Below are 19,601 nucleotides of genomic sequence, written 5' to 3' on the forward strand. Positions count from 1 at the left end.
AGATCAGTGTGTCCGGTCATGGCCATCGCCTTCTTCGTCCTTGGTGTCCGCGGGGTCGCGCAGATCCTGTTCCTTCACGCCCATCAGGCGGGCGAGCTTCTCGCGCTCGGCCTTGCTCAGGTCCGAGCTCTTGCGCGCCGGCGGCAGATGCGCGGTGGCATCCTTCATCGCCTTCATCATGTCGGGCATCCGCTTCATGATCTCCGGCATCATGGTCTGCATCTCGCCCATGACTTCGGGATCCATGTAGAGCAGCATCGATTCGGCGGCGTAGACACTGCCCGTCGGCGTATCGAAGAAGCGAGAGAGATCGGCGAGCTGCGCCGCGCTGAACTTGCGCGCATAGGCGCGCGCCAGGCCGGCGCGGAAGCGCGGCTCCATATCGTTCATCATCCCCGCCATCGAATCCATCACCGCGCGCATGCCGATCTGGGTGCGTTCGCGGAAATGGGGATCGTAGATCGCCATGATCTCGGCGATCGAGGTCTTGTCCATCTCCGCGACCTTCTCGGTCTCCAGCCCGCCCAGCCGGGCGATGTCGGCGATGGGCATGTCCATCATGCCGTCCATCATGCTGCCCATGATCTTGTCCATGGTCTCACCCATCATGCGCTTGTACGTGCCGACGGGGAAAACCTTGGCGACCACCAGCGTGGCGGCGTCGAGCTGAGCGGGGGCGATCGGCGCCGCGGCGGGGGCCTTATCCTGAGCGTGGGCAGCAAGCGGCGTCAGCGCGAGCATCGCCGCGCCGAACATCTGCGCGAAGCGCAGAATGCTCCCTCTCCTCTTCAGGGGAGAGGGCTGGGGAGTGGGGACCGTCGAGTCAGGATAAACACCAATACCGAAGCCTCTCCCGACACCCCCTCTCCCGATCTCGCTACGCTCGATCACCCTCTCCCCTGAAGAGGAGAGGGTATGAGGCGTCACCATCGCCGCGCGCATCATGCCGCCACCTTCGCGCGCACCGGCGCCTTCGCCTTGGCCTTCAGATAGGCGTGGATATGATCGGCGACGTCGCGGCCGTCGCGGATCGCCCAGACGACCAGGCTGGCACCGCGGACGATGTCGCCCGCCGCGAACACGCCGTCCAGGGATGTCTGCATCGTCTTGTGATCGACGCGCAGCGTGCCCCAGCGGGTGACCGACAATTCCTCCGCGCCGAACAGCCGGGGCAGATCCTCCGCATCGAAGCCCAGGGCCTTGACGACCATATCGGCGTCGAGCCGGAACTCGCTGCCCGGATCCGGTTCCGGCGCGCGGCGGCCCGATGCGTCGGGCGCGCCCAGCCGCATCTTCGTCGCGCGCACGCCCGACACCGCCTCCGTCCCGTCGAACGCCTCGGGGGCGGAGAGCCAGACGAACTCGACGCCTTCCTCCTCCGCATTGCGCACTTCGTTCTGCGAACCCGGCATATTGGCGCGATCGCGGCGATACAGGCATTTGACCGATTTCGCGCCCTGGCGGATCGCGGTGCGAACGCAGTCCATCGCGGTATCGCCGCCGCCGATGACGACGACAGTCTTGCCCGCCGCGTTCAATGCGCCGCTTTCGAAGTCCGGCACGCTGTCACCGAAGCTCTTGCGATTCGACGCGATCAGATAGTCGAGCGATTCGATCACGCCCGGCGCGCCGACGCCCGGCGCCTTGATCGCGCGTGCCTTGTACACGCCGGTCGCGACGAGCAGCGCGTCGTGACGCTCACGCAGTTCGCCCAGGGTCGCCTCACGCCCGACCTCGAATCCCTGATGGAAGACGATGCCGCCCGCAGCGAGCCGGTCGACGCGGCGCATCACCACGGGCTTTTCCAGCTTGAAGCCGGGAATGCCATAGGTCAGCAGCCCGCCGGCGCGATCGTGCCGGTCATAGACATGGACTTCGTAACCCTGGCGGCGCAGCAGCTCCGCCGTGGTCAGCCCCGCCGGCCCGGCGCCGATGATGCCGACCGACTGGCCGCGATCCGCGCCCGCCACCAGCGGCTCCACCCAGCCTTCTTCCCAGGCGGTGTCGGTGATGAATTTTTCGACCGAGCCGATCGTGACCGCACCGTGGCCGGAGAATTCGATGACGCAATTGCCCTCGCACAGCCGGTCCTGCGGACAGATGCGGCCGCAAATCTCGGGCATGGTCGATGTGGCGTTGCTGAGTTCGAACGCCTCGCGCAGCCGCCCCTCCGCCGTCAGGCGCAGCCAGTCGGGGATATGATTGTGCAGCGGACAATGGACCGAGCAATAGGGCACGCCGCATTGCGAGCAGCGCGCCGACTGCTCCTCGGCCTTCACCACTTCATATTTGCGCGCGATCTCCTGAAAATCGGCGGCACGCTCGGCCGCGTCACGCTTGGGCGGATAGGCCTGCCCGCGTCCCACGAATTTCAGCATTGGATTGTCGGCCATGAAAACGTCCCCGGTCTTGCCGGAGTCGCCATAGCGTCAAAATCGGCGGAGTCACGCGGATTCCGCATTTTAGGACAGGATATATGTCCTATTTCAGCGTACCCTTGGCTCTTTTGGTCGCTCGCGCCGTCCGAGCAACAAAATTATAGGCCGTTTCGGACCTATCTCATCAGCAGCCAGATCAGGGCCGCGCTGCCCGCGATGATGCGATACCAGGCAAAGGGCGCGAAACCGTGGCGGCTGACGATGCCGATGAACCAGCGGATGACGACCAGCGCGACGACGAACGACACCGCGAAACCGACGCCGATCGAGACCCAGTCGTCCGAACCGAGCGCACCGCCCGATTTGTAGAGATCATAGGATGTCGCGGCGAGCATCGTCGGCACCGCGAGGAAGAAGCTGAATTCGGCGGCGGCCTTGCGCTCCACCCCCAGGCCCAGCGCGCCCATGATCGTCGCGCCCGAGCGGCTGACCCCCGGGATCATCGACAGGCACTGGACCACGCCGATGCCCAGCGCGGTTTTCCACCCCATCGTCTCGACGCTGGTCGTGCGCGGTTCCTTGACCAAACGTTCGATCACCAGGATCGCGATGCCGCCGACGATCAGCGCGACCGCGACCAGTTCCGGGCTTTCGAGCATCGCCTTGACCATCTTGTAGACAAGCAGGCCGACCACGGCGGAGGGCAGGAAGCCGAGCGCGATGTTGCGCGTGAAGGCGATGGCGGCGGGATCGCGCCGGCCGAGCCCGACGAACACGTCCCAGAAGCGCCGCCAATAGAGCACAATCACCGCCAGGATCGCGCCCAATTGGATCACGATATCGAAGGAGGAGGAGACCGGGGAACCGAGCATTTCGCCGGCCAGGATGAGATGGCCGGTCGAGGAGACGGGGATGAATTCGGTCAGGCCCTCGACGATGCCGAGCAGGATGACGGTGAAGAGCAGGCTGATCATGCTGTATCCTTGTGGGAGACGCGAAGGGGGCGGTCAGGACAGGGCCGGTGACGTGGGCTTAGCGCTGATTCCGGCAAAGTTGAATCGTCATTGCGAGGGGCAAAGCCCCGCGGCAATCCAATGCCACCGCGCCACTGGATTGCCGCGCTTCGCTCGCAATGACGCCGTTTCAAGGCAGATGGACCAAACTCCAGACACGAACGAGCGCGCCCGCACGCCCCCGATGCCGGAAACCGGCCGGGAGTGAACTGGCAATACGATCTATCGTGCCGCAAACGGCGCGGTCGAGTGCGGATTCGGTGCAGGCCGCGTGCAGATGCCCCTGCGGGCATGGCTCAGGCCGCGCCCTTTACCCCGCCGAATCGCCCGTGGCGGCGATATTGGACCAGCCAGCCAGGCGCGGCGGCGGCCAGCGGACTGGGGACGATGCCGAAGGCGGACAGGCCGGGCGCATCGGCCGCGGCGACATTGTCGTTCGCCAGCATCAGCCATTGATCCCAGGTGATCGGCGCGCCGGGCAGGAAGCCGAGCCGCGCGATCGCCGCGCCCGCGACATCGGGCACATCGACGATCATCGGGCTGCGGCCCGTCTCATCGGCGATCCATTGCTGGAGCGCGGCCATGGTCAGCACCTGCGGGCCGGCTAGCTCATAGGTCTTGCCGGCATGGTCGGCGGGATCGAGCAAGGCCTGTGCCGCGGCACTCGCGACGTCCGCGACATTGACGGGCTGAAGCTTCACGGCGCCGCGAATCACCGGCAGCACGGGCAGGGCGCGCATCATGCCGGCAAAGCGGTTCACGAACTTGTCCTCGCGCCCGAACACCAGGGACGGGCGCAGGATCGTCGCCGCGGGGAAAGCCGCGCGCACCGCCGCCTCGCCCTCGCCCTTGCTGCGCGCATAAGCGGAGCGCCCATCGGCATCGGCGCCGATCGCGGAGATATGGACGAGCGATTCGACGCCGGCGGCCGCGCACGCCTTTGCGACATTGGCCGCGCCGTCCTTATGCACTTCGAACATATGATCGAACGCGCCGGCGAGATTGATGACGGCATGCGCGCCCGTCACCGCGCGCGCCACGCTCTCCGCCCTGGTCACGTCGGCGGTGACGAATTGCACCTGGCCCAGATTGCCCTGGGGCTTCAGATAAAAGGCGCGGCGCGGATCGCGCTCCGCAAAACGGACGCGCGCGCCCGCCGCGAGCAGCCGCTGCGCCACATAGCGGCCGATAAAGCCGCTTCCGCCGAACATCACCACCAGCCGGTCCATCGCACCATTCCCGATCAAAAAAACGTGCCCGCGCCATGCCAAGCTGCGATGATGATGACAAGCGCCGTTGACAAGCACGCACGCTCTCCCCTATCGGCGCCAGCCTACCCCGTGCCCAGATGGCGGAATTGGTAGACGCACCAGCTTCAGGTGCTGGCGCTCGCAAGGGCGTGGAGGTTCGAGTCCTCTTCTGGGCACCATTTTTCCTGCTCGCTGATGATTGCGAGCAGTCGAGAACCTCAAAAGAAACGCACGCGCGGTATTCATCCAATTTTGGATCAGTTCTCATGTTGCCCGTGGCCTTGAGACTGCTATTCCTTTTCGCGAATTCTCGGGAGATGAGGGCGTGGCCGTGTCTGGCACTGATTTGGGATTTGAAGCAGAGCTTTTTAAAGCGGCGGATAAGCTGCGCGGCAACCTGGAGCCGTCGGAATATAAGCATGTCGCTCTAGGCTTGATTTTCCTCAAATATGTATCGGACGCCTTCGATATCCAACACGCAAAACTGGAACAGGAGGAGTTTGCAGACCCAGAGGATCCCGAAGAATATCTGGCGGAACGCGTTTTCTGGGTGCCCCCGATCGCGCGTTGGGCCAATCTGAAGACGAACGCCCGGGCCCGAGATATCCTGATCGTTGACCCGGTGACGGGCACCGAGCGTAAGGTTGATATCGGAGGTTTGATCGATGCTGCGATGGAGTCGATCGAGAAAGCCAACGAAGCCACGCTGAAGGGCGTATTACCCAAAGATTATGGCCGGCCAACGCTCGACAAGGTGATGATCGCCGATTTGGTTATGCTGTTTTCTAACATCGACATGCGCGGGCAGGATGGCAAACCGACTGACCTACTAGGCCGTGCATACGAATATTTCCTGTCTGGTTTCGCGGGGGCGGAAGGACGGCGCGGCGGAGAGTTTTTTACACCGCGCTCGGTAGTCCGGGTGATCGTAGAGATGCTGGAGCCCTATAAGGGGCGCGTATACGATCCGTGTTGCGGGTCGGGTGGTATGTTCATCCAGTCCGAGCAATTCATCGAAGATCATGCAGATCAGAAGGATATCGAGAAAGCCAAGCGACAGATAAGCATCTACGGACAGGAGCGGAACAACACGACCTGGAAACTGGCCAAGATGAACTTGGCCGTGCGCGGGATCGATGCGGATATTCAGTGGAACAATGAGGGCAGCTTCCTCCGCGATGCCTTTCCCACAATGAAGTTCGATTTCAGCATGGCCAATCCGCCGTTCAACGTGTCGGACTGGTGGCGCGAAAGCCTCGCCGAAGATGCGCGGTGGCAGCATTTTGGCACCCCGCCGCACGGCAATGCAAATTTCGCCTGGCTGTCGCATATCTATCATCACCTGGCCCCGCGCGGTACCGCCGGCGTAGTGCTGGCAAACGGATCGATGAGCAGCCAATCTGGCGGCGAAGGCGATATCCGGCGACAGATGGTGGAGAAGGACGCGGTCGATTGCATGATCGCGCTGCCCGGGCAGCTCTTCTACTCGACTCAGATTCCCGCTTGCTTGTGGTTTCTGGCACGCGACAAGAGCGCTAACGGTCATCGCAACCGAATAGGGGAGACGCTGTTCATCGACGCCCGCAAAATGGGGTATATGGTGGACCGCACCCGACGTGACTTTAGTGACGCCGATGTCGCGAAGATCACGGGGGCCTATCATCGTTGGCGCGCCAAGCCGGAGAATCTGGTGGCGCTAGGGCTGGAGCCGTACGTTGACGTTCCGGGCTTCTGCCGCAGCGCGGAGAGGGCGGTAATCGCCAAGGAAGATTATATTCTGACACCGGGCAACTATGTCGGCAGCGAAGCGGTGGAGAGTGACGGCATTTCGTTTAAAGAGCGTTTCTCGGAATTGCGTTCGAAGCTGGAGGCGCAGTTCGCATCCGGCCGATCGCTGGAAAAGCGAATCGAGGATGTGATTTTCAAGGCCGCGAGTGAATGACGACTCTCGGCGAACGCGTAGGCGGTGACAAGCGAGTGATCGGTGGGCCGTTTGGATCCAATCTTACCCAAGCAGATTACACAAGTGAGGGGATTCCTGTCATTCGTGGTAGCAATATGGAGTACGCGGGCCGTTGGATTGGCGGAAAATTCGCCTTTGTCTCCCCTCAAAAAGCCAAGACATCTCTAAGTACAAACATGGCTGGCGTAGGCAACATTATTGTTACGCAAAGAGGAACTCTAGGACAAGTATCTATAATTCCAGAAGATACGGGTTATAGTAAGTTCATTATTTCGCAAAGCCAGATGGCAATTTCAGTTGACCCGCGAATCGCTGATCGAGATTTTGTGTATTATTATCTGAAATCCCCATTTTTTGCGGAGTATCTTCAGAAAGTTACTATTCAAGTCGGAGTGCCCCATATTAATCTCGGGATCCTTCGTCGGACGCCAATAGATTGGCCGGAACTGGAGGCGCAAGCGGAGATAGCGAGCGCTATCAGTCGGTTTGATGACAAGATCGAACTCAACCGGCGGATTAGTGAGGCACTTGACGGGATGGCGCAGGCAATTTTCCAGGACTGGTTCGTCGATTTCGGCCCCGTCCGCCGCAAGGCCGAGGGCGTTAGCGATCCCTTCGCTATCCTTGGCGGCCTGATTCTCGATTCAGCCCTTGCCATTGATATCGCAGCTCGCTTCCCAAATGCGCTGGGCGATGACGGCCTTCCCAGAGGGTGGCCATTGGGCACGTTGGATAATATGTTGAACCTAGCATACGGGAAGTCTCTGCCCAAGGCAGCACGAACGGGAGGTAAGGTTCCGGTATACGGCTCCGGCGGAATAGGCGGCTCTCATGACACTGCGCTGGTCAAAGGACCGGGTATTGTTGTTGGAAGAAAGGGTACGGTAGGCAGCCTGTTTTGGGAACCAGACGATTTTTTCGCAATAGACACCGTCTTTTATGTCGAACCGAAGGAAGATTATCCACTCAACTTCTTGTGGCAGCTCCTGGGAACGCTAGGCTTAGAAACCATGAATACCGATGCCGCCGTTCCAGGACTGAACCGGAATAACGCTTATCGCCTTGGCGTGGTCAGGCCCCCGCAGCCTGTGCTTGCAGCTTTTGACGATCTGGTGGGACTGCTACGTCAGCGCCTCGACGCAGCCAACTCGGAAAACCGCACCCTCGCCGAAACTCGCGACTACCTCCTACCTCGTTTGATATCCGGTGAGGTACGCGTGGCGCATGCCGACCGGTCAGTGTGCTGATGGAATATTTCAGGAAGCGCTTCGAGAATTATCTCGATACAGATTATCCCGTGAATATAGCGGGGCAGGTATTTCCGACCGCCAGCGTGTTTAAGACAATGGCCGCACATGACTATGAAGCCCACTTCGTCGACTGGATAGGGGAGCGAAAGGTAGAGGCTAAGGAGCGCGCATACGAATTTTTAACTAAGTATGGCTCTTTGAAGCGTTTCAACGCCATGTTCGACCGTTTTCGAAGTCGGCAAATACTGCCTTTCGTTGGTGCTGGAATGTCCTATGCCAGCGGATACCCTTTATGGGGACCATTTCTTTTGGATCTACTAGAAGATTTTCCGGATAAAATGGCTGAAGTGAAGTCAGATCTTGATTATGGAAAATATGAAGAGGCGGCGCAAAAAATACTCGACACCCTTGGCTCAGATGCTCTTTCTGAGCAAATCCACAATACCATGGGTCGCTTCATAAAGAAAGTAAATGGTCCAGTTTGCTGCCTACCAGAGCTTTTTAATGCGGAGGTCATAACCACAAATTTCGACTATGTCTTAGACCACGTATACGATGAGGCAAATTCTAATTTCTCCGAGAAATTCAGAGGCAGTCAGTTAAGACAGGCAGTACAACGGCTAGGGGACGTCCCCCATTCCCTTTTACGCCTTCATGGTGAAGCCGACACTCATGAGGATCGCGTTCTAACGCGCTCAGAGTATGATGCAGCTTATCAAGATTCGGCGGCATTTGAGTCCACGCTTGGTCGCTTGCTTGGTATTCGCAGCGTGCTCTTTCTCGGTTGTAGCTTAGTCACCGATAGAGTTTTTGAAGCATTCCGTTCTATAAAAATCACTTCGGGTGATCACCCTACTAGACATTACGCTTTTTTACCGTTTCCGGGAGATAAGGCGAGAGGCATGAGGCTTACACAGCTTTCTAGTGCGTCCATATATCCAATCTATTATCCGCCCGGTCAGCATGACAAATCCATCGAAGACCTCTTAATCACCATGGTCGAGGGCGGTTTCTAATGGCCTTCGTGCGGGAAGATCATGTGGAGCTTGTGAGCATCGAGACGCTCAAGTCGCTCGGCTGGCTATATCTCCACGGGCAGGATATCGCTCCCGATGGCGTGGCGCCCCAGCGCCCAAGCTATTCTGATGCCGTACTGATCCCCCGATTGGAGCGGTGGGTCGCACAGATCAACCCTTCGCTGCCGGCCGATGCGATCGAATCGGCGTTGCGCAAACTCCTGACGAGTGAAACGCCGAATCTGATCGAGGAAAATCGGCGGATTCACCGCTACTTGATCCAAGGAATCGACGTCGACTATCGCTTACTCGACGGGCGGGTCGCGGGCGGCAAGGTCTGGCTGATCGACTTCGACCATGTCGACGCCAACGATTGGCTCGTGGTCAATCAGTTCACACTGATTGAGGGACGATCCAACCGACGGCCCGATCTGGTGCTATTCGTAAATGGCTTGCCGCTGGCGGTCCTGGAGCTGAAAAGTCCGGAAATAGAAAATGCGACGCTTTCGGCGGCTTTCCGGCAGATCGAGACCTACAAGGATCAAGTCCCATCGCTATTTCGTACTAATGCCGTGCTGGTCACATCGGACGGGATCAAGGCGCGGATGGGGTCGCTGACCGCAGACGAGGAGCGATTCATGCCGTGGCGCACGGTGAATGGCGACGACTATGCCCCCCCCGGTACGCCCGAACTCGACACGCTGCTGCGCGGCGTGTTCGCCCCCCGGAATTTTCTTCGCCTGATCCGAGATTTCACCGTCTTTGGCGACAAGGGCGATGGGCCGTTCAAGATCGTCGCGGGCTACCACCAGTTCCATGGCGCGCAAAAGGCGCTGCGCGAAGCCATCTACTCAAGCCGTCCGGATGGTGACCGCAAGATCGGCGTGATCTGGCACACGCAAGGGTCGGGTAAGAGCTTCCTTATGGCGTTCTTTGCTGGGCTGGCTGTTACGTCGGCGGAACTGGAAAACCCGACGATCGTCGTTCTGACCGACCGCAACGACTTAGACGATCAGTTGTTTGGGACCTTCAGCCTGTGCAATGATCTGATCCGTCAGAGGCCGCAGCAAGCGGAAAGCCGTGACGACCTGAAGCGATTATTGGATCGTTCCGCAGGTGGCGTGATTTTTACGACAGTGCAGAAATTCTCACCCGTCGGGAGCGAAGAAACCTTCCCGCAACTTACCGATCGCCGCAATGTGATCGTGGTCGCCGACGAAGCACATCGCAGCCAGTATGGCCTCGCCGCCAAGTTCGACACGAATACTGGCGTGAAACGCTATGGCTATGCCCATTATATCCGGCAAGCCTTGCCCAATGCGTCTTTCATCGGCTTCACAGGGACTCCCATTGAAGGCAGCGACAAGAACACTCCTGCTATCTTCGGCAATTATATCGATATTTACGACATTTCGCGCGCGGTGGAGGACGGGGCGACTGTCCCAATCTATTATGAGAGTCGCCTGGCGCGCATTGAGCTAAACGAAGACGAGAAGCCTCTGATCGACGCGGAGATTGAGGCGCTGGTCGAAGACGATACGCTGACCGAAGCCGAGAAGTTTAAGGCGAAATGGTCGAATGTCGAGGCGCTGGTCGGGTCGCACAAGCGGCTGAAGCAGATTGCGCTTGATCTGGTTACACACCTTGAAGCCCGGCTGGAGGCACTGGAAGGCAAGGCGATGGCGGTCTGCATGAGCAGGCGCATTTGTGTTGGACTCTACAAGGAAATCGTCGCACTGCGGCCAACTTGGCATTCGACGGATGACGAGAAGGGTACGGTCAAGATCGTGATGACCGGTGCCGCGTCGGACCCCAAGGACTGGCAGCAGCATATCGGTAGCAAGCGGCGCAGGGACACGCTGGCCGCGCGGGCGCGGAACGTCGACGACCCCCTGAAGCTGGTGATTGTGCGAGACATGTGGCTGACCGGGTTCGATGCGCCGTGCATGAACACGATGTATGTCGACAAGCCGATGCGGGGGCATGGACTTATGCAGGCCATTGCACGCGTGAACCGCGTGTTTAGCGACAAACCCGGTGGTCTGATCGTCGACTATATAGGGATCGCGCAGAACCTCCGATCCGCGCTGGCGGATTACAGTCCCGGCGATCAGCAAAAGGTTGGAATCAAGGAAGAGGATGCTGTCGCCGCGCTGATGGAATGGCATGACCGCGTGGCAGGGCTGTTCCACGGCTTTGAGTATCGCGCTGCCCTGCAAGGTACACCGCAGCAAAAGCTGGCGACACTGGCAGGAGGACTTAATCTAGTCCTTCGCTGGCAGGAAGAGGAGGCGCGGAAGGCCAAGGACCCGGAGGACGCCAAGCGGGCACACCGGGCCTATGGCGCAATGGTATTGAGTCTGTCCAAAGCATTCGCGCTTGCTGCCGCCAGCACCTTCGCTAGCGAGGTTCGCGACGAAGTCGGTTTCTTTGAGGCAATCAGGGCAGCACTGGTCAAATCAGACGAGCGCGACAAGATTTCGACAAACGATCGAACGTTCGCGATCAGGCAGCTGATTGATCGTGCCGTCGTTGACGCGGAGATTGTCGATGTCCTGAAAGCTGCAGGAATTCAGTCGCCCGACATATCCATTCTGTCGGATGAATTCCTCACCGAAATGGCGCAGTTCAAGCAAAAGAACCTGGCACTGGAAGCGCTCAAGAAGCTGTTGACCGGCGAGATAGCGAGCCGCGCAAAGAGCAATCATGTCGAGGCGCGCGCATTCTCCCGGCGGCTGGAGGAAGCAGTCGCCCGCTATCACGCGAACATGATTTCCGCGTTGGAGATGATCCAAGAGCTGATCACGCTCGCGAAAGAAATTCGCGCGTCGGGCAATCGGGGCGACGAACTGGGGATGTCAGCTGAAGAACTGGCATTCTATGATGCGCTCGCCGACAACGAGAACGCGGTTGAAGCGATGGGCAACGACCGCTTGAAGATAATCGCCCATGAGCTGGTAATACAACTTCAGGGGAATGTAACGGTCGACTGGCATAAAAGAGAGAGCGCTCGCGCTCGAATGCGCATTCTCGTGAAGCGCATCTTAAAGCGTTACGGGTATCCACCTGACCTTGCCGATGACGCCGTTCAAACAGTACTCCAGCAAGCAGAGCTTTTATTACGTGATTGCGCTTCAAATTAGAGAATTCAGAGACTTGATAAACCAACCTACTGGCGGACATACCGCCCAAATGGGAAATCGATCTCATGGCAATTAGAAGCGCAATCTGGACAGTCGGAAACCAACCTCAATATTTATCGGAAGTCAGACTCCAATCGGAACGCCAACTCGAAAATATGATTGTGGCTGCGCCGCGTATCCTTTCTGATGAGTGGATGCTGATCGGGAGACAGGAGCGCACCGGAAATGGTGGTGTAGTCGATCTATTAGCCATCGCACCCGATGGCGCTCTCGTGCTTATCGAACTGAAACGCGATCGCACGCCGCGGGACGTCGTCGCCCAAGCGTTGGATTATGCCTGTTGGGTGGAGGGACTTGAGGCCGATGACATTGCGGCAATCTACGGCCGGTTCGCGCCTGGAAAGAGTCTGGCAGGTGATTTTCAGGCATATTTCAGCCAACCCCTCGACGAAGAAACCTTGAATGAAGAGCATGAAATCGTCATCGTCGCCGCATATTTGGACGAGAGTAGCGAACGGATTGTCGAGTATCTGAGTGAGCGCGGGATCGCCATCAATGTCCTATGTTTTCAGGTCTTTGAACATGGAGATCAGCAGCTATTGAGCCGGGCATGGCTCCTCGATCCGGTCGAAACGCAGGTCAATGCGGCAGTACAAAAAACGGGTGGAACGAGAGAGCGCGAGCCTTGGAATGGCCAATTTTATGCCTGTTTCGGGCACGGCCATACGCGCAATTGGACCGAGGCTCGGAAATACGGATTCGTTAGTGCCGGCGGCGGCACTTGGTACAGCAACACACTCAAATTGCTCAACATTGGAGACCATGTTTGGGTGAAGGCGCCAGGCTATGGATTTGTGGGCATCGGCGAAGTTATTGGGCCGCGCGAGCCTATAACCACCTTTTCACTGCAGACAGACACCGGAGAACAGCCCGCCTCTACCCTTCTCACGGGTGCGACTTACCACCGCGAATTTATCGATGATCCGGAACGGATGGAATATTTTGTGCCCGTTCGCTGGATCCACAGCGTGCCGCTGGAAGAGGCGATCAACGAAATCGGCATGTTCGGCAATCAGAACACCGTCTGCAAGCCGACCACGCCGAAATGGCGCGGTACAGTTGAGCGATTGAAAGAGCGCTGGACGTTGCCCTGATTGAACGGTCAAGATCATTGGTGATGAGACGATGAAGGCGGTCGGGATATAATGACAGAAGAAGTTCATGCGCCCGGACCAAGCATTGTCGATCGGATCGCACAGATCGAGTTCCGGCTTCACGAAATTGCGCAAGCCAAGCGCCAGCTTAGCAAGGAAATGGGGGAGCTGGACAGCGAGGCGGCTCAGCTGAAGAAGGAGCAGGACGTACTGGAAACAGCACGACTCGAGCTTCGCAATGGCGTGACAATCGCGGATCATGCCCTGGTCCGTTGGATGGAGCGGCATCACGGCATGGACCTGGAAATATATCGCCGGGAAATCGCCAGCGCCGCATTGCGCGACGCGATCGCGGTGGGTGCACGTGGCCTCAAGACAGCTCAAGGAACGTTCAAGATCCAGGACGGCGTTGTCGTCACCTTCTTCACAGGCAAGGAAGAGCGGCCCTGACGGCAGAGCGGCGATTTCGATGGCCTATGGTCTGCCAATGACGGCTCCCACTCAACGGTGCGTTGATCCGCGGAGCGAGTAGGATTGAATCCCATCGGCGATAGGAGTCGATATATGCGTTCTATCCAGCAGTTGAGCATCACCCTGCCGAACGAGATGGCGGCGCAGATCAAGGCCAACGTGGCGTCGAGGCAATATGCCAGCGAGAGCGAGGTCATCCGCGAAGGACTTCGCGCTCTTCAGGCGCGGGACAAGGCAATGGACGCCTGGCTGAACGGTGAGGTCGTACCTGCTTATGACAGGCTGAAGGCCGATCCTTCGCGTGCCCGATCGATCGACGATGTGCGGACGTCGCTCGCTGCTGAGGGAAATGACGGCAAGCGCTCGCGCTGACCATGCCTTACGCGATCGCCTTCGCACCCGAGGCAGGAGCAGCTTCTTGCCTTACATCGCTACATCGCCCGGGAAGCGTCGTCCGAAATAGCCCAACGCTATGCGGCTGCGATCGTCGACCGGTGCGAGAGGCTTTCGGAAGTTCCGCACCGGGGGACGCCGCGAGACGATCTGCGCCCCGGACTACGGACGGTGACCTTTCGGCGCCGGATCACCATCGCCTACGCCGTAGAGGATGATCAGGTGTGGATCCTCGGCATCTTTTTGTGGCGGGCAGGATTTCGAGGCTATTCTGAGCGAATCGGAATAGGCGGATCAGCCTTCTGCGCTCGATCATCCTTGCATTCCTGGATCAACGCTCCAGCTTTGCAAGGTTGGGTTCTACCCGATCGCACCGCTTAAAACGTCCGGCATAAGTGCCAGTTGATCAGGCGTATCGACATCCATTGCCAGGCCTGGGCGGTAGACGCGTTCGATTGTCATCTCCGCAATGGCGGCGGCGTCGATATGCGACGCGAAGCTGTCGGGCCCATAGCGAAACGGTATCAGATCGACCCGCCGCAGCATCAACGCATTGGTGCCGCGCGCCAGCGCATCGGATGCGATCGCAATATCGGCGCGTTCCACCGCATTTATCATCGCCTCGACATCATCCACCCCAAGCCCCGGCAAGTCCGTGCTCAGCACCAGCACCGCCTGGCCCGCCGGCACTTCCCCCGCTCCCTGCGTCAGTGCCGCGTTGAGATCGTTGCCGGCCTCCACCACCGCCCGCGCCCCGACCGCCTCCGCCAGATCGCGTACCTCCGCCGAGCGGCTGACCACGATGCATCGCGCCGGGCCCACCGCCTGGCATGCCACGCCGAACACATGATCGAAGAAGCGCCGGTTGAGCGCGGTGCGTTCGGCGGGGCCGAGCACGGTGGCGAGGCGGGTCTTGCCCTCTTCGAAGGGGCGCACGGGGATCAGGATATAGGGCTTCACCTGTGCCCGCCGGCGGACAGGGTGCGCGCGAAGGCGAGGGTTTCGGCGGCCAAACGGCGCTGGTCGTCGGGATTGCGCATCAGCGTGTCGGTCACCAGCATCGCCGGGGTGGCGCCTTCCGCGTCGGCGCGGTCGATCACCAGTCCGTCGAGCAGCCCGTCATATTGCGCGACGACCGCGTCGGGCGTGGTGGCCAGGCCCAGCTCCGCCATGATCTTGGCGGCGGGGCCCTTTACCGCCTGTCCGCCGATAAAGGGCGAGACCGCGACCACCGGCACCCTTGCCGCCGCGATGCTGGCGCGCAGGCCGGGCAGCGACAGGATCGGCGCGATGCTGAGGATCGGGTTGGACGGGCAGATGATGATCGCCTCCAGCGCCGGATCGGCGAGCGCGGCGGACAGGCCGGGCGAGGGCGTCGCGCTGTCCGCGCCGTCGAAGCGGATCGTGTGGAAGCGCGGGCGGCATTGCAGGCGGACAAAATAGTCCTGGAAGGGCAGATCGCCCTGATCGGTCGAGACGATCGAGCGCACCGGCGCGTCGCTCATCGGCACGATCGTGTGGGTAATGCCGAGCGCCCGGGTCAGCATCGCGGTGACGTCGGACAGGCTGTGTTCGGCGGCCAGCAGTTCGCGGCGGCGGATATGGGTGGCGAGGTCGCGATCGCCCAGCTTGAACCATGTCTCCCCGCCCAGCCTGGCCATCGCGTCCATGAACGCCCAGCTCTCGCCCTTTATGCCCCAGCCCTGGACGGGATCGTTGATGCCCGCCAGCGTATAGGCGACGGTATCGATATCGGGGCAGATCGGCAGGCCGAGATGCTCGAAATCGTCGCCGGTGTTGACGGCGATCACCAGTCGTTCGGGCGGGAGGATGGCGGCGAGGCCGTTGGCGAGCTTTGCGCCGCCGACGCCCCCGGCAAGTGCGAGGATCATGGGAACAGGTCCAGATGGGCGGGGCGGATCAGCTCGGCGGCGCTGCCGTCGCGCCGGGGGCTGGTGGCGCCGGGGACGAGGCCGCGGATCAGCACGACCGGGCGCCCCTCATTGCCCTGGCCCATGGCGAGCGAAGCGGCGGCGGCGATCTCGTCGGCCAGGCCGAGTTCGCTGGTCTCCAGCTTACGGCCATGGAGATCGGGCGCGCCGCGCAAATCGAGCAGGCCGGCGATGCCGGCGACGCCGATCGCGGTGCCGGTGGTGCCCATGCGCCAGGCGCGGCCGAGGCTGTCGATGATCAGGATCGCGACATCGACGCCGGTCCGCGCACGCAGCGCGGCACGCAGCGCGCGGCAGGTGGCGTCGGGATCGAGGGGGAGCAGCAAAGCGGTCTCACCCGCGCCCTGATCGACATTGGACTGATCGATCCCGGCATTGGCGAGGACGAGGCCGAGCCGGTTGCGCACGATCAGCACACCGGGGCGCACGCGCATCACCGCTTCGGTTTCCGACAGGATCAGTTCGACGAGGCGGGGATCCTTGGCACAGCGCGGCGCGAGCTCGAGCGCGGCGGGCGACGGGGTGACATCGGCCAGGCGGACGATGCGCCCCTCGGCCTTCGACACGATCTTTTGCGCGAGCACGAGGATGTCGCCGTCGCGCAGCACCTGTCCCGACGCGTCGAGCGCGGCCAGCATCGCGCCGGCCAGATCGTCGCCGGGCGCGATCATGGGCATGCCGCCAAGGGCGGTCAGGGTCAGGGCGACCGACTCGCCAATGGGGGAATTTGCGGCCATGGGCCCCTTTATGAAGCGATGGCCGCGACGGTTGATCGGGTTTCCGATCGAGGTCAAGCGCCGTCGCCCGCGCTGATTCTGCGGCAAAGGCGCGATGGGCGTGGCGGATCGGGCGAGACGCGGATTCGCGGCGCAAAAACGGCGGAATCCCGCCTTCGTTGCCAAAACGCCGGATTGGCCCTATATAGGGCGCGCTAACGTCGCCTGCGACGAATTTGATGCCACCGGCTGATCCTTCCTCTCCACGCTACTTGCTCCACCGGCTTTGCGCCCGTGGGAAACCTGTTTTCGTGAAAGGAAGTCATCATGCCGATCGGCACCGTCAAATTCTTCAATACCGACAAGGGCTATGGCTTCATTGCCAATGAGGACGGCTCGGGCGACAGCTTCGTGCACATCACCGCGGTCGAGCGCGCCGGCATGGCGACGCTCAACAAGGATCAGCGCGTGAGCTACGAGCTGGAAACCGACCGCCGCGGCAAGACCTCGGCAGTCAACCTGCAGTCGGCCTGACCGACCGGCGGGGAAACCCGCCAACCCCGGCATGGGCGCGATCGGATCATTCGATCCGGTCGGCCCGGCCGGCACATTTCATGGGGCGCACAGTATCGCGCCCAAGGACATCATGCACATTCAAACACAGCGTAATTTACCCGATTTCTTCAATTCCAAGACCAGATCGCGCCGCAACCGGCGCCTGACCGTCCGATATGCGGCGGAAATTCCGGCTTCGGCCATTTTATCGCAGCCCGAGCTGCGCAGGATCGTCGCAGAGATGATCGACTGATCCCAAGTCGGCGGCGCCTTGTCCGCCGACCCACTCAACCCGGAGTGAGCCATGTCCGCCACCGTCGATTTCTACCTTCAGCGCGCCGCCGAATGCGCACGCGACGCCGAAGCCACCAAGCTCGACAATGTCCGCGATCGCTGTCGGCGATCCGAAGCGGCGTGGCGCGAGATGGCCAACAGGCTGCTCCACACCGATTCGCTGCGCGCAAGCCGCGAAGCGGATCGGCTGGCCGACGCTTGATTGCGGGCGTCCGCCCGGGCCGAAGGGCTCGGGCGTGACGTGTTGGCCGCGAGAGCTGGCGGCTGGATCGACCATCCTTTGTCATTCCCGCGTGCGCGCACTGGTGTCCGGGATTCGGTTGGACCGTGCTGGGAGGAGGCATTTCCTGCTTATTTCACCTCCACCGTCGTCATTGCGAGGAGCGTAGCGACGAAGCAATCCAGCGGTTGAAGCATCCCTGGATTGCTTCGCTTCGCTCGCAATGACGATGGAGAGTTCGACGGAGCCAAATCATGTCTCGACAACGAGAAGAGCGGCTCATCATACGGAATTGCTGCACCGCACCGGATGCCCAGAATAAAATCCCGGACACCAGTGCGCGTTCGCGGGAATGACAGTTTGGGTGCCTCCATCCCGATGGATGCCCCCCTAATCCCCCGCAAAGCTGAACGGTGAGACCCCGCGTTCGCGTTCGTTGATCAGCAGGGTCCGCCCGGCCGGCGGGTGTGCGCGTTGCGGGCAGTCTGGGCGGGTGCAGCGGCGGCAGCCGAGGCCGATCGGCGTTGCCGGACCGGCGCGCAGATCGATGCCCGTCGCGGCCGCGAGCGGCGTGGCGAGCGCTGCGTCGAGCCCCAGCCCGATCGCGAATTCGGCGGCGACCGCGCCATATCGGCGGCCCTGCGGCTGGACGGTGCGCGCGATCGTGAACCAGCGGCTGCCATCCTCCAGCGCGACGAGATGGCGGACCAGCCGGCCCGGCCGGTCGAACGCATTGTGCAGCCGCCATAGCGGGCAGCGCACCGGGCTTTCGGCCAGGGCCGCGCCGCTGGCGCCCGCATAGAGTTTCGACGCCTGCCCCGCCCGGTCGATCCGGATCATGAAGAAAGGCAGGCCGCGCGCGCCGACGCGCTGCAATGTGGTCAGCCGGTGCGACACCTGTTCGAAACCGGCGCCGAAACGGCGCTGGAGCAGTTCGACATCGTAACCCGTCGCCTCGCAGGCGCGCAGGAAACGCGCATAGGGCATCATGATCGCCGCGGCGAAATAGCCGAGCAGATGCCGGCGATAGAGCCGTTCGCTCGCGCGTTCGGCGAATCCGGCGCCACGCACCAGCGCATCGACCTCCGCCCGCGCCTCGATCTGCGCGAGCTGGAACGAGACGGCAAAGGTGCGCGACGCGGTGTCGAGCGTTTCGGAGAGCTGCAGCTGGCGGGCATGCAGGTCGAGCCGGCGCAAAATGTCGGGCATCACGTCGACGGGCAGGATGCGGATCGCGAGCTGATGCTTGGCGCGCAGCCGCTCGGCGATCGCGCCGTAAAGATCGCCCGCGCCCAGCCGCAATTCGTCGGCCAGCGTTTCCGCCTGCGCATCGAGATCGGGGAAATGATTGCGCCAGCGCTCGATCTCGCGCCGCACTTCGGGAATGCCGTCATCCTCCGGAGCGGGTGCCGCGCCCGCGCGCAACGCGTCGAAGGCGCGCGCGAATGCCTCCGCCCCGCCCGGCGCGCCGGCCAGCCAGTCGGCCAGTTCGGTGCGATCGATCTCCAGATCGGCGAACATCGGATCGGCGAGGCGGCGGCGGATCGCCTCCGCCCCCCCGCCCGGTTCGCCCGCGGCCAGCGCGCGCGGATCGAAATCGAACCGCTCGGCCAGGCGCAGCATCAGCGCCGCGGTCAATGGCCGCTGGTTGCGTTCGACCAGGTTGAGATAGCTGGGCGAGATCGCCAGCGCGTCGGCCATCGCCGCCTGGGTCATCCCCTGGGCGCGGCGCACGCGCTTCACCGCGTGCCCGGCAAACAATTTGGTCTCGGCCATGGCGCGATCTTGTAATTTTATTTACAGAATGACAAGCCTTGAGCGACACTAGGCGAC

At 61.3% G+C, this 19,601-nt stretch carries 19 protein-coding genes and 1 tRNA gene; 12 read left to right on the plus strand and 8 right to left on the minus strand.

Annotation, left to right across the window (positions count from 1 at the left end; genetic code table 11):
• Positions 1–3 precede the first annotated feature (3 nt).
• The 4 genes from AC3WN8_RS02785 to AC3WN8_RS02800 form a co-directional block, all read right to left on the minus strand.
• Positions 4–741, minus strand: a complete 738-nt coding sequence (locus AC3WN8_RS02785) for a DUF2059 domain-containing protein (protein ID WP_492667857.1) — start codon at positions 739–741, stop codon at positions 4–6.
• A gap of 200 nt (positions 742–941) precedes the next feature.
• The gene (locus tag AC3WN8_RS02790; protein ID WP_492667858.1) at positions 942–2,393 is read right to left on the minus strand and encodes an NAD(P)-dependent oxidoreductase; all 1,452 of its coding nucleotides are present in this window, start codon (positions 2,391–2,393) and stop codon (positions 942–944) included.
• A gap of 161 nt (positions 2,394–2,554) precedes the next feature.
• Entirely contained in the window at positions 2,555–3,352 is a 798-nt protein-coding gene (locus AC3WN8_RS02795; protein ID WP_492667859.1) for an undecaprenyl-diphosphate phosphatase, read from the minus strand.
• A 335-nt stretch (positions 3,353–3,687) separates the two neighbouring features.
• Positions 3,688–4,620: a complex I NDUFA9 subunit family protein gene (locus AC3WN8_RS02800; protein ID WP_492667860.1), complete on the minus strand. Its 933-nt coding sequence runs from the start codon at positions 4,618–4,620 to the stop codon at positions 3,688–3,690.
• 113 nt (positions 4,621–4,733) lie between these two features.
• Here AC3WN8_RS02800 and AC3WN8_RS02805 point away from each other — a divergent pair.
• From AC3WN8_RS02805 to AC3WN8_RS02845, 9 genes are all read left to right on the plus strand, one after another.
• Positions 4,734–4,820: transfer RNA gene (locus AC3WN8_RS02805), tRNA-Leu, on the plus strand.
• A gap of 146 nt (positions 4,821–4,966) precedes the next feature.
• A complete protein-coding gene (locus tag AC3WN8_RS02810; RefSeq protein WP_492667861.1) occupies positions 4,967–6,583 on the plus strand; it encodes a type I restriction-modification system subunit M in 1,617 nt (538 codons plus the stop codon).
• Positions 6,580–7,851 carry a restriction endonuclease subunit S gene (locus AC3WN8_RS02815; protein WP_492667862.1) on the plus strand — a complete coding sequence of 424 codons (1,272 nt, stop codon included), beginning with the start codon at positions 6,580–6,582 and terminating at the stop codon, positions 7,849–7,851. Before AC3WN8_RS02810 ends, AC3WN8_RS02815 begins: the two co-directional genes overlap by 4 nt.
• Positions 7,851–8,870 carry an SIR2 family protein gene (locus AC3WN8_RS02820; protein ID WP_492667863.1) on the plus strand — a complete coding sequence of 340 codons (1,020 nt, stop codon included), beginning with the start codon at positions 7,851–7,853 and terminating at the stop codon, positions 8,868–8,870. Before AC3WN8_RS02815 ends, AC3WN8_RS02820 begins: the two co-directional genes overlap by 1 nt.
• Entirely contained in the window at positions 8,870–12,013 is a 3,144-nt protein-coding gene (locus AC3WN8_RS02825; protein WP_492667864.1) for a type I restriction endonuclease subunit R, read from the plus strand. Before AC3WN8_RS02820 ends, AC3WN8_RS02825 begins: the two co-directional genes overlap by 1 nt.
• Positions 12,014–12,078: 65 nt before the next feature.
• Positions 12,079–13,167 (plus strand): endonuclease NucS domain-containing protein, encoded by a 1,089-nt coding sequence (locus AC3WN8_RS02830; RefSeq protein ID WP_492667865.1) that lies wholly within the window; start codon positions 12,079–12,081, stop codon positions 13,165–13,167.
• 51 nt (positions 13,168–13,218) lie between these two features.
• Positions 13,219–13,617: a hypothetical protein gene (locus AC3WN8_RS02835; protein ID WP_492667866.1), complete on the plus strand. Its 399-nt coding sequence runs from the start codon at positions 13,219–13,221 to the stop codon at positions 13,615–13,617.
• A 114-nt stretch (positions 13,618–13,731) separates the two neighbouring features.
• Positions 13,732–14,010, plus strand: a complete 279-nt coding sequence (locus tag AC3WN8_RS02840) for a ribbon-helix-helix domain-containing protein (RefSeq protein ID WP_492667867.1) — start codon at positions 13,732–13,734, stop codon at positions 14,008–14,010.
• Between the two features lie 87 nt (positions 14,011–14,097).
• Positions 14,098–14,412 (plus strand): type II toxin-antitoxin system RelE/ParE family toxin, encoded by a 315-nt coding sequence (locus AC3WN8_RS02845; RefSeq protein ID WP_492668017.1) that lies wholly within the window; start codon positions 14,098–14,100, stop codon positions 14,410–14,412.
• Here the strand turns inward: AC3WN8_RS02845 and cofC are convergent.
• Genes cofC through cofE form a run of 3 tightly spaced genes read right to left on the minus strand, consistent with a single transcriptional unit; the run spans position 14,392 to position 16,720 of the window.
• Positions 14,392–14,991, minus strand: coding sequence for a 2-phospho-L-lactate guanylyltransferase (cofC, locus tag AC3WN8_RS02850; protein WP_492667868.1), 600 nt, complete (start codon positions 14,989–14,991; stop codon positions 14,392–14,394). The genes AC3WN8_RS02845 and cofC overlap by 21 nt on opposite strands.
• Complete coding sequence (gene cofD, locus AC3WN8_RS02855; RefSeq protein WP_492667869.1) at positions 14,988–15,923, minus strand: 2-phospho-L-lactate transferase; 936 nt, start codon at positions 15,921–15,923, stop codon at positions 14,988–14,990. The genes cofC and cofD overlap by 4 nt, the downstream gene beginning before the upstream one ends.
• On the minus strand, positions 15,920–16,720 hold the full coding sequence (gene cofE, locus AC3WN8_RS02860) for a coenzyme F420-0:L-glutamate ligase (protein ID WP_492667870.1): 801 nt from the start codon (positions 16,718–16,720) through the stop codon (positions 15,920–15,922). The genes cofD and cofE overlap by 4 nt, the downstream gene beginning before the upstream one ends.
• 306 nt (positions 16,721–17,026) lie before the next feature.
• On the opposite strand from cofE, the gene AC3WN8_RS02865 reads away from it, so the two are divergent.
• The 3 genes from AC3WN8_RS02865 to AC3WN8_RS02875 are packed head-to-tail and all read left to right on the plus strand — an operon-like array spanning position 17,027 to position 17,750.
• On the plus strand, positions 17,027–17,233 hold the full coding sequence (locus AC3WN8_RS02865; protein WP_489068499.1) for a cold-shock protein: 207 nt from the start codon (positions 17,027–17,029) through the stop codon (positions 17,231–17,233).
• A 31-nt stretch (positions 17,234–17,264) separates the two neighbouring features.
• Positions 17,265–17,507, plus strand: a complete 243-nt coding sequence (locus AC3WN8_RS02870) for a hypothetical protein (protein WP_492667871.1) — start codon at positions 17,265–17,267, stop codon at positions 17,505–17,507.
• 51 nt (positions 17,508–17,558) lie between these two features.
• Entirely contained in the window at positions 17,559–17,750 is a 192-nt protein-coding gene (locus AC3WN8_RS02875; RefSeq protein ID WP_492667872.1) for a hypothetical protein, read from the plus strand.
• A gap of 408 nt (positions 17,751–18,158) precedes the next feature.
• Here the strand turns inward: AC3WN8_RS02875 and AC3WN8_RS02880 are convergent, their stop codons facing one another.
• Positions 18,159–19,544 (minus strand): helix-turn-helix domain-containing protein, encoded by a 1,386-nt coding sequence (locus AC3WN8_RS02880; protein ID WP_492667873.1) that lies wholly within the window; start codon positions 19,542–19,544, stop codon positions 18,159–18,161.
• Between the last annotated feature and the right edge of the window lie 57 nt (positions 19,545–19,601).

This window comes from Sphingobium sp. FW305-3-2-15-F-TSA7 (assembly GCF_058787155.1).

What these genes read in the sequence shown, in the direction of transcription:
- AC3WN8_RS02830 (WP_492667865.1), top strand. Translation starts at nt 12,079, where the DNA reads ATGGCAATTAGAAGCGCAATCTGGACAGTCGGAAACCAACCTCAATAT.
- AC3WN8_RS02880 (WP_492667873.1), bottom strand. Translation starts at nt 19,544, where the DNA reads ATGGCCGAGACCAAATTGTTTGCCGGGCACGCGGTGAAGCGCGTGCGC.
- AC3WN8_RS02785 (WP_492667857.1), bottom strand. Translation starts at nt 741, where the DNA reads ATGCTCGCGCTGACGCCGCTTGCTGCCCACGCTCAGGATAAGGCCCCC.
- AC3WN8_RS02870 (WP_492667871.1), top strand. Translation starts at nt 17,265, where the DNA reads ATGGGCGCGATCGGATCATTCGATCCGGTCGGCCCGGCCGGCACATTT.
- AC3WN8_RS02795 (WP_492667859.1), bottom strand. Translation starts at nt 3,352, where the DNA reads ATGATCAGCCTGCTCTTCACCGTCATCCTGCTCGGCATCGTCGAGGGC.
- AC3WN8_RS02865 (WP_489068499.1), top strand. Translation starts at nt 17,027, where the DNA reads ATGCCGATCGGCACCGTCAAATTCTTCAATACCGACAAGGGCTATGGC.
- AC3WN8_RS02800 (WP_492667860.1), bottom strand. Translation starts at nt 4,620, where the DNA reads ATGGACCGGCTGGTGGTGATGTTCGGCGGAAGCGGCTTTATCGGCCGC.
- AC3WN8_RS02820 (WP_492667863.1), top strand. Translation starts at nt 7,851, where the DNA reads ATGGAATATTTCAGGAAGCGCTTCGAGAATTATCTCGATACAGATTAT.
- AC3WN8_RS02825 (WP_492667864.1), top strand. Translation starts at nt 8,870, where the DNA reads ATGGCCTTCGTGCGGGAAGATCATGTGGAGCTTGTGAGCATCGAGACG.
- cofD (WP_492667869.1), bottom strand. Translation starts at nt 15,923, where the DNA reads ATGATCCTCGCACTTGCCGGGGGCGTCGGCGGCGCAAAGCTCGCCAAC.
- AC3WN8_RS02840 (WP_492667867.1), top strand. Translation starts at nt 13,732, where the DNA reads ATGCGTTCTATCCAGCAGTTGAGCATCACCCTGCCGAACGAGATGGCG.
- AC3WN8_RS02875 (WP_492667872.1), top strand. Translation starts at nt 17,559, where the DNA reads ATGTCCGCCACCGTCGATTTCTACCTTCAGCGCGCCGCCGAATGCGCA.
- AC3WN8_RS02835 (WP_492667866.1), top strand. Translation starts at nt 13,219, where the DNA reads ATGACAGAAGAAGTTCATGCGCCCGGACCAAGCATTGTCGATCGGATC.
- AC3WN8_RS02815 (WP_492667862.1), top strand. Translation starts at nt 6,580, where the DNA reads ATGACGACTCTCGGCGAACGCGTAGGCGGTGACAAGCGAGTGATCGGT.
- cofE (WP_492667870.1), bottom strand. Translation starts at nt 16,720, where the DNA reads ATGGCCGCAAATTCCCCCATTGGCGAGTCGGTCGCCCTGACCCTGACC.
- AC3WN8_RS02790 (WP_492667858.1), bottom strand. Translation starts at nt 2,393, where the DNA reads ATGGCCGACAATCCAATGCTGAAATTCGTGGGACGCGGGCAGGCCTAT.